The following is a 16,674-nucleotide window of genomic DNA, read 5'->3' as shown; positions in this document are numbered from 1 at the left end:
AATTATTTTTGTTGTAATTAATCTATAAAACATGTTCAAAACAAAAAAGGAGAAAAAATGGCTAACATTGCATCACAAATTAAAAGAATTAAAACAAACCAAAAAAGAAATGAAATTAATAAAAGTTATAAATCTAAAGTTAAAACTGCTTTAAAAAAAGCTGAAATATCAATAAAAAACAAAGCAGAAAATGCTGCAGTACTTGTTAATGAAGTATGTAGTTTAATTGATAAAGCTGTTGTTAAAGACATTTATCACATTAATAAAGCTGCTCGTCAAAAATCTAAAATTATGACTAAATTAGCAAAAGCAAAATAACTATAATTTATTTTAAAAAGAGACACTATTAATAGTGTCTCTTTTTAAAATATAATTGATATTTTTAAACTAAATTTTTGTTTTAATAAAATACCTAATTTAAAAACTATTTAGCTAATAATGTAAAGTTAGAACTTGATGCTCTAATCTCAGCAAAAATTTTATTTTTTTGAAATTCATCTGATGTATCCATAACTATAAAAATACTAAAATTACTAATATCTAATTTATTACGATCAAATGTACTGTGAATTTTATAAATAGAGGCACCATTTTTAGTAATAATATTAATAATTTCGCTAATAGTACTATTATTAATTTTACCGTTAACTGAAAAAGGAACTCGTCGATGTGAACTAATTAAGGCGCTATTAATAATTGTTCCTAATGTAGTAATATCAACATTACCACCACTAATTACACAAACAACATTTTTATCTTTACCAATGATTTTATCTAATTTACCAGAAAGAATAGCAGCAACACTAACAGCGCCACTACCTTCAGCTACAATTTTACATTTTTCTAATAAAAATAACATTGCTTGCGCAATTTCTTCTTCGCTAACAGTAACAACTTTATCAACATTTTTCTTTAAAATATTAAATGTTAATTCTCCTGTTTGTTTAACAGCAATTCCATCAGCAATTGAACTTTTACCTTGAATTTTAAATGGTTTTCCTTGTTTTAAAGCTTGATTATAAGAATCAACATTTTGTGCCTCAATCCCAATAAATTTAATATTTGGATTTTTACTTTTTAAATAAATTGAAATACCACTTAAAAGTCCTCCTCCTCCAATTGGAACTAAACAATAATCAATTTCTTTACCCATTGCATTCATTTGCTCATATATTTCTAAACCAATTGTACCTTGACCAGCAATAACAAAATTATCATCATATGGATGAACTAACGTTAACCCTTCTTCTTTTTCAAGTCTTAATGCTTCAGACATTGCATCATCAAACATATTACCACAAAGTTTAACAGTACATTTAGCACCACCAAATTCTTTAGTAGCAGCAATTTTGGCTAGTGGTGCTGTTAAAGGCATAACTATCTTGGATACTAAATTTAAACTTGAAGCTGCTAAAGCGACTCCTTGTGCATGATTACCAGCACTAGCAGCAATTAAACCCTTTGCTTGCTGTTCCTTTGATAAATTAAAAATTTTATTTAAAGTTCCTCTAATTTTAAAACTACCTGTTTTTTGTAAATTTTCTAACTTTAAAAATATATTATTACCAGAAAATGAAGAAAGTTTATCTGCTTTTATCAAACTTGTCTTACTAATTTTATCTTTAATTTTTGAATACGTTTCTTCAATTACTTCTTCACTTACTAAATTTTCCAAAATGGTTCCTCCTGAGTTTCTATCTAATTTCTCAAATATAATTAATTATACAATATAATAACTTTTATTTATAAAACAACAAAAGTAATCATTAATAGTATATGGTTTTATAATTAAATGGGATTTGAATTCATAAATGTTGATTTAAAGCATATGTTAAATTGCTATACTACATAATCACTATTTTCAAATCTATATTATATATACATGAAAAACAAAAATTAAAAAATATTTTTCCAAAATATTTAGAATTAATACTGTTTATTTTATTGTTACAAATTTCAATAATTGCTTTTTAACACTTAATTATAGTACAATCTAATGCAGGAGGTATTATATATGGAAAATAATGAACAAAATAAGAAAAAAATAGATAAATCTCGGCCACTAGTAGAAATTTTAAATCTAACAAAGGAATATAAAAATAAAATAGCATTAGATAAAGTTAATTTAACTATTAATCCTGGCGATCGAATTGGAATCATTGGTGCAAATGGTAGTGGTAAATCAACTTTAAGTGAAATTATTGGTGGTATTCGTAAACCAACATCTGGTGAAATAATTCGTCAAGAACATCTAGTAAATGGTTTACAATTTCAAGAATCTAGATATCCGGCCGGAATATCTGTTATGGATATGATTAAATATTATTTACATACTTTTAATATTTCAATGAAAGAAGATGAACTATTAGAGTTACTGAAGACATACCAATTACTTGGAATTGAAAATAAGTTTATTCAAACACTTTCGGGTGGACAACAACAACGTTTAAATATTTTACTTGCTGTTATTCATGATCCTGATCTAGTTATTTTAGATGAAGTTTCCACAGGATTAGATATTGAAGTTCGTTCAGAAATTTTTGAATTTTTTAGAAAAAATATTATTGACAAAAATAAGACAATGATCTTAGTTACTACTCATAATATGAGCGAAGTTGAAGAATTTTGTGAAAAGTATATTTACATTCATAATGGAATTATAAAAGAAGCAGGAAATGTTAAAGATATTGTTAAAAAATATGGTTCAGTTCATAACTTTACATGAAAAATGTTTGATAAAAATAAAAAAGCTGATTTAAAAAAACAATATGAAGAAATAAAAAAAGAAAATGCTGAAATCAAAAAAAATAAGAAAAAAAATAAATGAATTCATAAAGCCAAAATGCCCGAAAAAAGTCGACCATTAATAAACTTAATGTTTAAATATTATTATCGAGGATTTTTTGTACCCTTCTTTTTAGTTTTATTTCCAATTCTAATGTTGTTCTTAGAAGGTTTTGCTTTTAAACAAATGGAAGGTGATACTGTAAAAAGTTTACATACTTTAGTTGGTTCAATTTCAATGTTACAACCAATGGCAGTAGGAATTTTCATTATTCCACAAACAATTGTTGAATTTAAAAATAGTGTTTTAATGAAGCGAATTGGAGCAACAAATATTAAACCAATTTTCTTTGTTCTTTCAGTTATGATAATTGGATTTTTCTTTATGATAGCGACACATTCTTATGATCTTTATTATGAGCTGGAATTATGTTTGGTGGTACTTATGGGTGAAATAATATAGTAACAGCAAATTTTATTGGAGAATCTATCCCATTTATTATCTTAATTTTCTTTTCATCAATGGGTTTAGGAATGTTATTGGCCTCAATTTTCAAATCAGTAACTGCTTTAGTTGCAGCATCAAATGTAATTTATTTTCCGGTTGCACTTTTAAGTGGGGTATTTTTCCCAGCTGAGTTAATTAATAGTAGTCCCGTTTTAAAATACGCAACTTACTTTAATCCATTTAAATACGCTATGGATCCATTTATTCAAGCTTGAAGTGGAACAAGTTTTACTTTTACAACAACTTATGGAATATATCTAGGAGTTGCGGCTTGGATTGATTGGTATTTACACAATAGTTGCAAGTTCAAAATTGTTGACAAGCATAAGATATTAAATCTAATAATTAAAAATAATAAAATAAAAAAGGACTTTTAGTCCTTTTTTATTTTATTATTTAAATAAATCACTATTACGTCAAAATTTATGATCTTTTGTATCTTTTTTATTATCATTATCTAAACTATCATCAAAAAGTGATGGATCGATTTCATAGGGTTTACCACTTAAAGCATTATTAATAGCATTTTGATATTCCGAATTGGCTCTCATAATTTTATTACGATCAATTTTTGGATTAAGAATAGCAATAACTAGTATAATAGCAATTGGTAAAATTGCTGATGCTGCTGTAATATATGTTAATATTTGAAAAGCTTTAAAAGTTGCTAATCCTTTTAATCAAGGTAAAGCATTAGAATTAATTTCATCACCTTTATCTAAAAAAGAAGTAAATGTTCTTAATAATGAATCATTTGTTGTCATATAAATTAAATTTGAAATTGTATAAATTATTCAAAAAATTAAAATAACTATTAAAAAATATGATGTTCGATATAAATCACGACCTAATTTTGGTGGTTTTAAAATTGAATATAAAAAGCCTCCATTTAAAACTATTGTTGTGACAATAGTGAAAACTATAGTTTTTGATTGTTGTGCAAAATTATAATAAACAGGTAATGTACTATTATTTTTAATTTGAAAAGTACCTGCTATAAAATAAGTTAGTATATAAGTAGCTATTGCTAGCACTGTTGTTAATAAGAAAAAAGCTGATAATATTTTCTTTAAAAGTGGAATATATTTTGGTTTATTCATATACGGGTAAAATTTAGGATTTGTGGCGGGATGTTGCGGTAATACACCTAACTTCGCTAAATTTGCTAAACTATTATTATCAAGATTATTAATATTTAAATTATTACCTAGATTTCCAATGCCACCAATATTAGGATTTGTATCAACATTATTATCAACATTCTGATTATTTGGAGTAACACTTGGCTTAACCTCAGTAGCATCATCACTAAAATTATTTAATGCAGTAATTTGATCATTTAATTCATTAAAAGTATTATTATCAAACTGTCTTATTCGTTCAAGACTTTCTTTTTCCACAGTCTTACAAATATTAGTAATTGTAACTATTAATAAGTTACGCTCTTCAAGAATTTCAATACGATTTTTAGGAGAACTTTTAGTAATACTCAAACTACGATTTACCAAATTAGAAATTAACTGCAAAAATTCTATTGCATACTTTTTATCTTTTAATTCTTTTAGTTCTTTTTCAAGAAAAAATAAATTAGAAATTTGTAATTCTAAAATTTTTAAAAGTTCTTCATTAGCAAAAATAGATTTTCTAACAATTAAATTATTTAAACTGTTATATATAGTACTTGATATTTCATAGTATAATGCAACATTTAAATCTTCTTCTGAGTACACTTTTTCAGTTTTTTTCTTTGTAACTCTTTTTACTTTTGGTTTAACCAATGTAATGTCACTATTTTCTTCTACTAACTTTTTTTCTGTAACATCAGTATTTTTATTACTTTTCATTATATGTATCACCTCTTGAGTTTAAAACATCTATAATTATATACTAAATATTCAAAAAAAATAAATCAATTGCAATATTTTTATTAAACTTTCCTTTTTTGATATTGTAATCTAATTCATATATTTTTAACAAAATATTATTAATATTTAAATTAATATTTAAATATTGTTCTAATATTTTTACTTGAAACTTAGAAATATTTAATATATTGGAAATATCTTCATTACTTTTTTTTTGTTTAACTAAAATTTTGATATCTCTAATTAATTCTAATTGATATACAAGAATATTAATCAATTTAATTTTATCATAATTAATAACATTATAATAGTTATATTGTCTTCAAAAATTGTTATAATCTTTTTTTAATATATATTCAACAGTTTTAAAAATATTTGTTTCAAAATATTTAGGAACCACCTCAATAATAATATCTGAAGTTATTTTTTTTCCAATTAATCTTAATTTTGATAACTCATTTAAAATAATACTGACATCATTTGGCAAGTATTCTAAAAGAAAATTAGTTGCTTCTTGAGTAATGTTAATTTTAAAACTATTGCAAACTTTATTAATTAATAATAATAATTGTGATTTTGTATAATTTTTAATTTTGATAATATTAAATTGTTGAAATTCTCTACTAATTTTAAAATCAACATTTAAACTTTTAATAATTATCATTGTTTTTTGATTATGATTAAGCAAAGCATTAACAAATTTTTTTTCTTTAATATATTTTTGTCATAAATTACTGCTATCATTAATTACGATTACTTTATTTTCTTCAAATATACTCATAATTTGAATTTCATTAATAATATTAACAATTGTATCCTCTTGTAATTCATATAGATTATAATCATAATTTTCTTTTTTATGATTTTTTTTAATTAATTGTTCAATATTTTTTCTTACTAAATACTCATCTTGACCATGAACAATATAAACCATGTTTCCAACCTCACAAAATTATTAATATATTTTATGTTAATGTTATAATATCATAATGTTTCATATATAATCACACTTTTATTTTTTCCTCAATAATAAACTTTTTTAAGATTATTCAGTGTTTCAATATTTGAAAAATACTTTCGTTTTTGATAATATTCCAAATTTGAACTTTTATCTTATATAGTAATTATTATATCTAATGTTTTAAAACATTATCACTTTTCAACTAAATTATAAAGATCTTCAGCAACCGCTTGATGCACTAATGTTGTTGGATGAACTTCATCAAAGAAGAAATAATTATTTAATGTTTCTTTTGTTGAACCATTAACATATGTTGCTGTAACAGCACCATCTAATGCCATATGAGCATAATCAGATTCAATTGCATTTTGAGTAATATTTTTACCTTCTTGTTGAAATATCAGTGCATATTTACTTAATTCTTCTCTTAAACTAAATCTTCTAAGAACCTGTTTAGAATCTTTTTAATAAAACTGAAATAAATGAAAGAACAACCATTTGTAAACTAGTATTTAGTTTTCTTTCACAATTTTTTCATAATCTTCTGTATTTTTCTAATCAAGCAAAGCTTCGTTCTACAATTCATCTTTTTGGTAATACTACAAAAGTATGTAATTCATTGCGTTTTATCACTTCAACATTTGCATTTATGATTGTTTTGATTTCAGAAGCAAATTTTTCACCAGTATAACCAGCATCTACTATTATTTTTTGAACTGCAGAAAGATTTTCTTTTTCATTTTCAATCATTATTATAGCGCTATTACGATCTGTTTTTTCTGCCGTGGTTATGTAAATTGCATGTGGTAAACCTTGAGAATCAACAACAATATGACGTTTTATGCCTGAAATCTTTTTACCAGCATCATAACCTTTATTTTCAGTAGTATCTGTATTTTTAACACTTTGCGAATCAATTATACAAAAACTAGTTTGTTCTTTGCGATTATTGTTGATACGAACTTTTTTAACTAATTTTTTTTAAAATTAATTGCAATACACTAGGTTCTTTACCATTATTTTTACTTCAAATTTGAAAATAATAATATACAGTTTGTCATTTTGGAAAATTTTTTGGTAACATTCTTCATTGACAACCACTTTTTAATACATATAAAATTGCACAAAATATTTCATATAAATCTAAACTTCTTGGTTTTGTTTTCTTTTTACTATTTTCTAAAATTGATTTTATGTTTTCAAATTGTTCTTTGGTGACATGACTTGGATAATTTTTATGCATATATACCTCTTATTTTAAAATATATAATCATTTTACATTATTTTCGAAAAGATTCTAAACAGGTTCTAATAAAATTAGGATAATTAGTTGTATATAAAAATATCTCGTGATTTCAAAGTGTTTTATAAGCATCAGATAATTGTTTTGCTAAAACTTGCGATTTAGTTCCATAATATTTTGGGACAAGACTAAAATCTGGAACATCAGTAGCAACAATATGTTGGATGCCTTTATTAATTAATTCTTGAATTATATCTCCTTCTTTTATAATTGCATTATAAATAATATCAAGTCCTTTATAATAGTTACCACTATCAATAGCAGCCAACATATCATTATTTCCTGATTCAAGAAAGACTAAATCATCACTTTGTAAATCTTGATGTTGAGATAAAAAAGCAGCCATTTGATGTTGAAGGCTAAAACGATTTGAATAAAATGTTCCTGTTCATGAATCATTTTCAGATGCAACAGCACCCCCAACCGCATAGTTATTACCAAATTGCTCATAAGTTGCTGCATCATTTAAAATCGTATATTTTCATCCTGCTTGTAAGTTTAAATGTAATTTATTAGCTAAAATTTCAGCTGCAACCTTACCATTACTGAAAGAGCGATTTAAATAATATGGATCTCCTAATTCTACTTGAGCGACTCATCAAGGTGCTAATGGTGATTTTTGGACAAAGTCACTCCCAGCTCCAACAAAAAACTCCCAGTATCAGAAAGACTATCACCAAGAATGTATAATTGATGATAATCAATAACTGTTTTTTCTTCCTTAATATTGGATGTAATAGTAGTTATTAACATTTAAGGTAACAACAAAATTTTTAATAAATGATTTATTTTTTTCATATTTTTTCCCTTTTGTTTTAATTATATATTTTTTAGTTTCTTTTCTAAAAAGTAATTTTCTTTTAATTATTCAATACTTTTTACTAAATATTCATATTGAACATGAATAATATAAATACTATTTCTAATCTCACAATATTATTATATCAGTTTATATTAACGTTATAATACCATAATGTTTCATATATATTCTTATAATCACAGTTTTATTTTTTCCCGAATAATAAACTTGAGCATTAATTTTTTTAAGATTATTCAATGTTTCAATATTCGGAAACTGTCTTCGTTTTTGATAATGTCCGGAAATTAATGCTATTTCTGGATTAAGAGTTTTTAAAAAACTAATAGTTGATGAAGTTTTTGAACCATGATGAGGAACTTGTAAAATATTAATTTTACTTAATACATGGGTGTTAACTAATAAATTTTCGGTTTGTTCTTCAATATCACCAGTAAATAAAATTTTATAATTATAAACTTTTAATAACAAAACTAAACTTTTATTATTTTCAGAAACATATTGCAAATTAAAACCATAAACTAAATTATGAATTGGATTAAAACCATCAATAATATATTGCGATAATTGATTGGTATTTTCATAAATTTTATCTATTTTTAATTTCATTTTCAAAAATCCAATATTACTAATATGATCTAAATCATGATGAGTTAAAAATACTGCTTTTAAACTATGAATTCCTTTTGCTGAAAGATAATTATAAATAGTTGGATTATTTGGTTTTAAATCTTCTGTGCCCGCATCAATTAAAATAGCAGATTTATTATAAGGACTAGTTAATAAAAAGCTCATAGCATTACCAACATTAATCATCGTTAATTCATAATAAGGTTTAATAATACTATTCATTCATAATGTTGAAAGTAAAACAAAATTAATAATAATAACTGTTAACATTCTTCAATTAAAATATCGTCAACAGTTATAAATAACTATTAAAATTAAAAAATAAAGTTGTAAAATTCAAATTTCAATTTGAAAAGTCGGAATTCAAATATTACTCATATTTATTAACTTAATAATAATAATAATTAAAAAATTTAAAATTGGAGAAACAAAAAAACTTAAAATTGAATTTAAAAATAAATTTAAAAATAAAATAACATCACAAAAAATAATGATTGGTGTAAAAAATAATAAATATGCAACAGTTAACAAACTAAAACCATGATTTATTTGTCACTGAATAGGAATAGTGAATAAAAATAAAACAATATTAATCAATAATAATCTAATCCAATAACTATATTTTTTAAATTTATTATTAATAAATAAAATCAAAAAAGTAATACCAAAAGAAACTTGAAATCCTAAAAGATAGAATTGTAAAGGTCATAAACAAAGACAACAATAAGCACTAAAACTAAGAATAGAAATTGGATGAATAGTTTTTTTATTAAATTTTAAAATACAACTAAAAATTAAAAAAAATAATGCTTTCATTGCTGCAATAGATCAATTAAGTAAATATAAATAAAAAAATAAAATTGCAAAGCAAATTAAAAGTTTAATTAATTCATTTTTGATAAATCAAAAACTTTTTTTTAAAAAAACAAAGAAAAAATTAATGTGTAAACCACTAACAACAATAATTGGAGTAATACCAAACTTATTAAAAATGGTAAAAATAGATTTATTTTCTTCGGTTTGCTGACCAAATAATAATAATTTAGTTCAAGTTTTAATTTCCTTTGGAAAAGTATTTATATAATTAAAAAAAATACTTCTAAGAGTTTTTCCAAAAACAACTTTTACTTTATTTTCATTAACTACTATTTGTTTATTAACATTATTAGCATTTAAAAATAATTTAAAATCAAACTCATAAAAATTATTAATAGTTTTTAAATCTTTAGTTTGACCTTTAAAAATAAGTGTATCATCTAACTGGGCATTAATAGTATACTGCATATTATTAATATAATAATGTGATAATAAATAATATTTTTTTCATCCTTCTTGTACTATCAAATAATTTGGATGGGTTTCTACTACTTTCAAATTAACATTTTCAATATTTATATGTTCATCTTTTTTAAAGTTAATGTTAACTAAGGAAGTAAAAGTAAATACTAATAATAAAAAGAAATACTTATAAAATGATTGCTTTTTAAAAAAAATAAAATACAAAATAATAATTATTATTAATAATAAAACTAAACCACTAAATATCGTAAAACTTGATAAAAAGAAAACTAAAAATATTAGAAATAAAACTAATAAAGCATGATAAGTAAACATCATTAAAAACTAATAAATTTATGCATCAATTGTATATATTTTCTTTTTGTAGTTATTAATAATTTTTCTAAATTCTCTAACAATTGTTTTGCATTTAAATTTTTTTTATTAAATAATAATAATACTTTTTTGGCATCTTGACTATTTAAACCTAAATTAATTAAAGGCTCTAAAGTAATAGTATAACGGGAATAATATTTAATAGCATTATTTCTTGGTGATAATATTAATTTATAATTTTCACTAATATTTTGATTTAGATTTAATGCTAAAATGTCAAAATAAACATTAGAAATATTTAAAGTATTAATTAAATTAATAATACTTATTTTTGAATTAAGAATTTTAACATAATATTTATTTCGTATACATAAATCTTCTCTAATTGGTAAATGTTCTTTAATTTCAACAGTAATAGTAATAATTTTTGTATCATTTTTTTCCTTACTAACTATTTCATTTTCATTAAAATTAATAATCAACTTTAATACAACTAATCCATTACTTGCAAGAAAAAGAATTGTCAATGTTATAATTAATAATCTCATTTAATTTCACCTCAATAATTATTAAAAATGAGATAAGCAATTTCCTTTTTTTATTTTTTTTAATATAATAAAATAAAAAAGATAATGCAAAGGCTGATAATAATGACAAAAATAAAAACTGATGGTAAGAAATGAGAAAATAATTTTATAAAAATAATTAAAAATAAAACATTTATTAAATGATGCAAATATAATTCTATTATATTAATATTAGGAACTTCATTAATACTAAATATTATTTATATCCCAAAATTCTTAAATGGTACTACTAATCAAAATAGCGTTACTACTAATATTGAAATTACAGCTATCAACGGCAAGGAAACTATTCTTGAAAAAACTAATTATATTACTACTTTTAATACACTTGGTAATTTACTAAGTGCTTGTTCTAATGATTTTACTGTTGAAAAAAGTCAAATTGGAAGATTTTTGGTTGCTGTAAAAGGTAAAAAAGGTACTCAAGAAGATAAAAAATTTTGATACATTGAGCACTGAAATGGTAAAGAATTTATTGATTTTTCAGTAGGTATCGATGATATTAAATTGGAAAATAATGAAATTTTTCAACTTGAATTAAAATAAAAGTTTTTTATAATTCTTTAATCTTGGCATTGATTAAAATTTTTTGATTTTGATACTTTTCTAATTTCTGCTTTTCTATTTCAACTTTTGTTGGTGGTGCCTTTGCTAAAAATTGTTGGTTACTTAAAATATCTTTACTACGTTTTATTTCATTTTCAATATAAACTAATTCCTCTTTTAATTTTGCTAATTGTTCTTCTTTATTAAATAAATTTGAAACATTAATTTCTATTACTGCTGAATTAATAATTTTAATTATTTTATTATTAACAGACAACGGACTATCACTAATAGTAACAATTTGACTATTAGTTAATTGTAATAAATAAGGATTTAAAGTATTTTTTTCTAATTCAAAAAAAGAATTAGTCGTATTGATATGAATAGTTAACGGTAATTTTAAAGATAAATTAAGTTCTTTACGAATTTCTCGAATATTACCAATAATTTCAATTAATATTTCAACAAATTGTGTTACATCTTTTGTTTTTTCCATAACTTTAACTTTAGGAAACTTATTTGTTAAAATGCTATTTTTATACCCCATTTCTTCATAGATTGCTTCTGTGATAAAGGGAATAAAGGGATGAACCATAATAATAATTTGTTGTAAAACATAATATAATGTTTGTAATGAGTTACTTTGTTGCTCTTGATTTTGTAAATTAACTTTATTTAATTCAATATATCAAGAACAATATTTATTTCATATAAAATTTGATAGTGCTTTAACTACTAAAACAAATTCATATTTTTCCATATATTGCTCTACATAAATAATCAATTGATTAAGTTCTTGTAAAATTCATTGATCAATAAATGATAATGAATTATTATAGACAATATTTTCATCCAATTGAAACTTATCATCAATATTCATTAGTACATAACGTGCAGCGTTTCATAACTTATTATTGAAATTTCAAGCTGACTCAACTTTAGTAATACTAAATCTTAAATCTTGACCTGGAGCACAATTGCTAACTAAAAAGTAACGTAAAGCATCCGCACCATACTTTTTAATAACTTCCATTGGATCAATTCCATTATTTAATGATTTTGACATTTTTCTACCTTGTTCATCACGAATTAAACCATGAATTAAAACATTAGTAAATGGTTTTTGATTAGTAAATTTTCAACCCATAAACATCATTCGTGCAACTCAAAAAAATAAAATATCATAAGCAGTAACTAATACTGATATTGGATAATATTTTTGCAAATCAACATTTTTTTGTGGTCAACCCAAGGTTACAAAAGGTCATAAACCGCTAGAAAATCATGTATCTAATACGTCTGATTCTTGAATATAATCGTTAATTGGTGATGGTGGGTTAGTATCAACATAAATTTTCTTAGTTTTTTTATGATATCAAACTGGAAGCGAATGACCTCATCACAATTGACGAGAAATACATCAATCTTGAATATTATTTAATCACTGCAAAAGTTGTTGTTCAAATAATATTGGATGAAAATCAATCTTTGTTTTCTTATTTTTTTGTTTATCAATAATCATTTCAACTAATGGTTTCATTTTTATGAATCATTGTTGTGATAAATATGGTTCAATAATAGCGTTACTTCTTTCTGAATAACCAACTTGATGAAGATGGTCTTCAACCTTTACAACTAAATCTTCTTTTCTTAATTGTTCAACTAATTGTTTACGACATACCATTCGATCTTGATTAATATATGATTGTGCTAATTCATTCATAGTTCCATCAACATTCATACAAATAGGCATTGCTAAATTGTGACGTAATGCAATTTCATAGTCATTAGCATCATGTGCTGGTGTGCATTTCATAGCACCTGTTCCAAAATTCATATCAACATAATCATCAGCAATGACTTTAATTAACATTTTATTAGCCGGATTAACAACCATTTTACCAATAAATTGTAAATAACGTTTATCTTTACTATTTACAACTATACACTGATCAGCAAACATTGTTTCTGGTCTGGTAGTAGCAATAGTAATAAATTCACTACTATTTTCTATAAAATATTTTAAATAATACATTTTTCCTTTTGTTTCATGATAATTTACTTCAATATTAGAAATAGCGGTTTTTAATTCTGGATCTCAATTTACTATCTTTTTTCCTCGATAAACTAAACCTTCTTTATATAACTTTACAAATACTTCATTAACTGCTTGCTTAACATTTTCATCTAAAGTAAATACTTCATGCGAATAATCTAATGCTAAACCAAGTTTTGCTCACTGTTTTCTTATGTTTTGTGCATATTCTGTTTTTCATTTTCATGCTTGTTGTAAAAATTTATCTTTACCTAATTCTTGCAAATTAAGTTTTTGTTCTTCTTTAATACGTTGTGCAACTTTAACTTGCGTGGCAATGCCAGCATGATCCATACCAGGTATAAATAAAGTATTAAATCCTTGTAAACGTTTATAACGAATTAATAAATCTTGGATAGTACTATCTCAAGCATGACCTAAATGTAAAAGTCCGGTTACATTAGGTGGTGGTAAGATAATAGAAAATGTAGGATTAATAGAACTAACATTTGCCTTAAATAATCCAGATTTTACTCATTGTTCATAACGATCCTTTTCAATTTCAATATGATTATATTTTTTGTTTAAATTTCTATTCATTTGTTATACTCCTTTTTAAAATAAAAAAACATTCCACAAATAGGAACGTTTTTTAACGCGGTACCATCCTAATTCATTTACAAAGTAAATGCACTTAATTATTATTTAAATTACTAATAATATAAGTTACCTTCAAATTAAACTTGCTTAGTTTACAGCAACCACTAAGTCTCTAAATTACCATTTAATTTTACTCTTTTATATTTTAAATTAATTATGTATTTTATTTTACATTGTTAATTTTAAAAAACAAGACATTTGAGAAAAGAAAAAATCTAAATATTAAAATTATCTTTTTTAACAACAGGAGTTGATGTTTTCATAGACTGCATGCAGTCTAATTTATTTTTTATATTTTGATCAAAATCACACAATAAAGGAGTATCATCTTTTTTTATTGTCTTTTTTTGATATGCTTGTTTTTCTAATAATTTTATTTTTTTGTTCTGGTGTTAAGTTATTTCACTATTTTTTTGCCTCATTTTTAACAACATCTACTTGTTTGGGGGTTAAAGTATTTCATCATTGTTTTGGATTTTTGATTATTTGTTCTCTTTGTTGATTAAATCAATCAATAACTTTTTGATAATCTTCCTTGAAAATTGATTCTTCATGTATTAAAACTTCATCTAAAATACTAGATAATATTTCACTATCCTCTAATATCTTTTGTTCATCATTTATAGCTTTTGATTTTGACTTATCAAAATCAATAAAAATTTCTTTTATTTTAATATTTTTTCACTTTTCAATTTCATCTCTTTTATTAAAAATTGCATGAGGTATATTAATTTCATAATCATAAAAAAAAGTTTTTTTATTTCATACATAAGTGAATCCTAATTTTTCATAAAATTCACCGACAGTAACATTAGTTGGATCTGATAATAAAATAAGGTTTTCGATATTATTGCTATGACATATCTCAAAAATTTTGTAAATAAGTAAACTACCATATTGTTGCTTACGATATTTTTCTTCAATAAATATACTTTCTAAAATATCTTCTTTTTTTTCTAAATCAATAATAAGTATTGCGTCACCGATTTTATTATTAAATTCATCAATTAATAATAAACTTTTTATACTTGGATTATTTAAATTATTCGTAATAATAACTTCTCTGCCGTTTGTCATATTTTAACTTCTTTCTAATAAACTCAATATAAAACTTGACTTTAAACGCAATAAACCCAATATATAATATTTTTTTAATTAAATTAATTTAATAAAAACAAAAAAACTAATATAGATAAAACTATCTATACTAGTAATTAACAGTTATTAAATTAATTTAATAATATCATAAAAATATCTTTATTTTAAAAAAATAAACAAATTGTATGTAAATTAAAATATATTATATAACTTTTGTATTACATTTAAACTTACTAATAACATAAAAAATTTTTCCTAATATTTATATATTTTTATTTTTAACATAAAATTTAACACTTATTGAATTTATTTTTAAACGAATTAAAATATAATTAATTTCTTAAACTTAAGAAGTTATTGGAAAAAACAAAAAAAGGAGATTTTTTAGTGAAAACACTAATCAAAACATTAAGTATTTTAATACTTACAACAACCACAGGTAATTTAACTAGTTTCTTAAACACTATCAAACAAAATACTAATATTACAACTAATTATATTCAAAATAAAACACAACAAGATACAATTTACAAAGATAAAAATGGAATACAAAAAACAACTAATGATAAAGATTTGTCAGACATAGAAAGTAAAGAAATTGTTCAAATCGGTTTTTTTGAAAATGGAATTAGAGAAATTCAAGCTGTTAAAATGCCAAAAATAGTTGAAAAAGTACCAGATCAATTACCAACAAAAATTACTTCTTTAAGTAATATGTTTGCTAATAATCTAACATTTGATCAAAACATAGCTTCTTGAAATATATCAAATATAGTAGATATGAGTTATATGTTTTATGATGCAAAAAAATTTAATCAAGACATTTCCGGTTGAGATGTTTCAAATGTAACAAATATGATGGGAATGTTTTGAAATGCAAAAAAATTTAATCAGAACCTTTCAGCATGAAATGTAAAAAATGTTATTAATTTTGATCTTTTTGCTACTAATTCAGGAATTGATAGCCGCAGTAAATGACCAAAATTTAAGTATCATTTTTTTTAAAAATAAATCAAAACAAGCCTAATTAGGCTTGTTTATTTTGTAAATATTTTTTATAATTTTAAATAATTTGTTTATAAACAAATCTTTTTTCTTATTTACTTATTTACGTCGATATTTATAAGCCATAATTGCTCCAAATATTAATGCTCCAATTCAAAGTAAACTAACTAAAATCGGTATTCAGTAATTATCAAAAAGTGCTGCATTGATTAAATCATTTGGAGTACCATAAATATTTCATCCTCTATTCATAATAGAAAC

Annotated in this window: 16 protein-coding genes; 5 read left to right on the top strand and 11 right to left on the bottom strand. The window is 23.0% G+C overall.

All coding sequences use genetic code 4. The features are described 5' to 3' along the window. The first annotated feature begins 57 nt into the window (after positions 1 to 57). On the top strand, positions 58 to 318 hold the full coding sequence (gene rpsT / locus ACI2WJ_RS04465; RefSeq protein ID WP_338959088.1) for a 30S ribosomal protein S20: 261 nt from the start codon (positions 58 to 60) through the stop codon (positions 316 to 318). A 106-nt stretch (positions 319 to 424) separates the two neighbouring features. On the opposite strand, the gene ilvA is transcribed toward rpsT, so the two are convergent. Then, positions 425 to 1,675 (bottom strand): threonine ammonia-lyase, encoded by a 1,251-nt coding sequence (ilvA, locus tag ACI2WJ_RS04460; RefSeq protein ID WP_400254959.1) that lies wholly within the window; start codon positions 1,673 to 1,675, stop codon positions 425 to 427. 339 nt (positions 1,676 to 2,014) lie between these two features. On the opposite strand from ilvA, the gene ACI2WJ_RS04455 reads away from it, so the two are divergent. Both ACI2WJ_RS04455 and ACI2WJ_RS04450 read left to right on the top strand, forming a co-directional pair. After that, positions 2,015 to 3,247, top strand: coding sequence for an ABC transporter ATP-binding protein (locus ACI2WJ_RS04455; protein ID WP_400254958.1), 1,233 nt, complete (start codon positions 2,015 to 2,017; stop codon positions 3,245 to 3,247). Next, the gene (locus ACI2WJ_RS04450; RefSeq protein ID WP_400254957.1) at positions 3,214 to 3,669 is read left to right on the top strand and encodes an ABC transporter permease; all 456 of its coding nucleotides are present in this window, start codon (positions 3,214 to 3,216) and stop codon (positions 3,667 to 3,669) included. Before ACI2WJ_RS04455 ends, ACI2WJ_RS04450 begins: the two co-directional genes overlap by 34 nt. A 15-nt stretch (positions 3,670 to 3,684) precedes the next feature. Here the strand turns inward: ACI2WJ_RS04450 and ACI2WJ_RS04445 are convergent, their stop codons facing one another. The 7 genes from ACI2WJ_RS04445 to ACI2WJ_RS04415 all read right to left on the bottom strand — a co-directional run bounded on the left by ACI2WJ_RS04445 (position 3,685) and on the right by ACI2WJ_RS04415 (position 11,030). Further along, entirely contained in the window at positions 3,685 to 5,136 is a 1,452-nt protein-coding gene (locus ACI2WJ_RS04445; RefSeq protein WP_400254956.1) for a hypothetical protein, read from the bottom strand. Between the two features lie 43 nt (positions 5,137 to 5,179). Beyond that, on the bottom strand, positions 5,180 to 6,091 hold the full coding sequence (gene holA, locus ACI2WJ_RS04440; protein WP_400254955.1) for a DNA polymerase III subunit delta: 912 nt from the start codon (positions 6,089 to 6,091) through the stop codon (positions 5,180 to 5,182). A 215-nt stretch (positions 6,092 to 6,306) separates the two neighbouring features. Next, the gene (locus ACI2WJ_RS04435) at positions 6,307 to 6,459 is read right to left on the bottom strand and encodes a hypothetical protein (RefSeq protein ID WP_252320469.1); all 153 of its coding nucleotides are present in this window, start codon (positions 6,457 to 6,459) and stop codon (positions 6,307 to 6,309) included. A 112-nt stretch (positions 6,460 to 6,571) separates the two neighbouring features. Continuing rightward, positions 6,572 to 7,361, bottom strand: a protein-coding gene (locus ACI2WJ_RS04430) for an IS5 family transposase (RefSeq protein ID WP_400254448.1) whose coding sequence is annotated in 2 segments (ribosomal slippage) — positions 6,572 to 7,099 and positions 7,101 to 7,361 — 789 coding nt in all. Because the reading frame shifts where the segments join, the coding sequence is not laid out codon by codon here. Between the two features lie 37 nt (positions 7,362 to 7,398). Beyond that, positions 7,399 to 7,983 (bottom strand): SGNH/GDSL hydrolase family protein, encoded by a 585-nt coding sequence (locus ACI2WJ_RS04425; RefSeq protein WP_400255242.1) that lies wholly within the window; start codon positions 7,981 to 7,983, stop codon positions 7,399 to 7,401. A 387-nt stretch (positions 7,984 to 8,370) separates the two neighbouring features. Beyond that, positions 8,371 to 10,485, bottom strand: a complete 2,115-nt coding sequence (locus ACI2WJ_RS04420) for a ComEC/Rec2 family competence protein (protein WP_400254954.1) — start codon at positions 10,483 to 10,485, stop codon at positions 8,371 to 8,373. Further along, positions 10,485 to 11,030 (bottom strand): hypothetical protein, encoded by a 546-nt coding sequence (locus ACI2WJ_RS04415; RefSeq protein WP_400254953.1) that lies wholly within the window; start codon positions 11,028 to 11,030, stop codon positions 10,485 to 10,487. The genes ACI2WJ_RS04420 and ACI2WJ_RS04415 overlap by 1 nt, the downstream gene beginning before the upstream one ends. Positions 11,031 to 11,132: 102 nt before the next feature. Between ACI2WJ_RS04415 and ACI2WJ_RS04410 the strand changes: the two genes are divergently transcribed. Beyond that, complete coding sequence (locus tag ACI2WJ_RS04410; protein WP_338959066.1) at positions 11,133 to 11,615, top strand: hypothetical protein; 483 nt, start codon at positions 11,133 to 11,135, stop codon at positions 11,613 to 11,615. A 7-nt stretch (positions 11,616 to 11,622) separates the two neighbouring features. On the opposite strand, the gene ACI2WJ_RS04405 is transcribed toward ACI2WJ_RS04410, so the two are convergent. Both ACI2WJ_RS04405 and ACI2WJ_RS04400 read right to left on the bottom strand, forming a co-directional pair. Further along, entirely contained in the window at positions 11,623 to 14,250 is a 2,628-nt protein-coding gene (locus ACI2WJ_RS04405) for a valine--tRNA ligase (protein WP_400254952.1), read from the bottom strand. A gap of 465 nt (positions 14,251 to 14,715) precedes the next feature. Continuing rightward, positions 14,716 to 15,387, bottom strand: coding sequence for a GNAT family N-acetyltransferase (locus ACI2WJ_RS04400; protein WP_400254951.1), 672 nt, complete (start codon positions 15,385 to 15,387; stop codon positions 14,716 to 14,718). Between the two features lie 408 nt (positions 15,388 to 15,795). Here ACI2WJ_RS04400 and ACI2WJ_RS04395 point away from each other — a divergent pair, with 408 nt between their 5' ends. After that, positions 15,796 to 16,413: a BspA family leucine-rich repeat surface protein gene (locus ACI2WJ_RS04395; protein WP_400254950.1), complete on the top strand. Its 618-nt coding sequence runs from the start codon at positions 15,796 to 15,798 to the stop codon at positions 16,411 to 16,413. A 99-nt stretch (positions 16,414 to 16,512) separates the two neighbouring features. On the opposite strand, the gene ACI2WJ_RS04390 is transcribed toward ACI2WJ_RS04395, so the two are convergent. Beyond that, entirely contained in the window at positions 16,513 to 16,665 is a 153-nt protein-coding gene (locus ACI2WJ_RS04390) for a hypothetical protein (RefSeq protein WP_400254949.1), read from the bottom strand. Positions 16,666 to 16,674: the final 9 nt, after the last annotated feature.

Origin of the sequence: Spiroplasma endosymbiont of Cleonymus obscurus (genome assembly GCF_964273375.1) — a bacterium.
In the GTDB taxonomy this organism is placed as follows: Bacteria; Bacillota_I; Bacilli_A; order Mycoplasmatales; family VBWQ01; genus Spiroplasma_E.
This window is presented reverse-complemented; position numbering and strand designations above follow the sequence as displayed.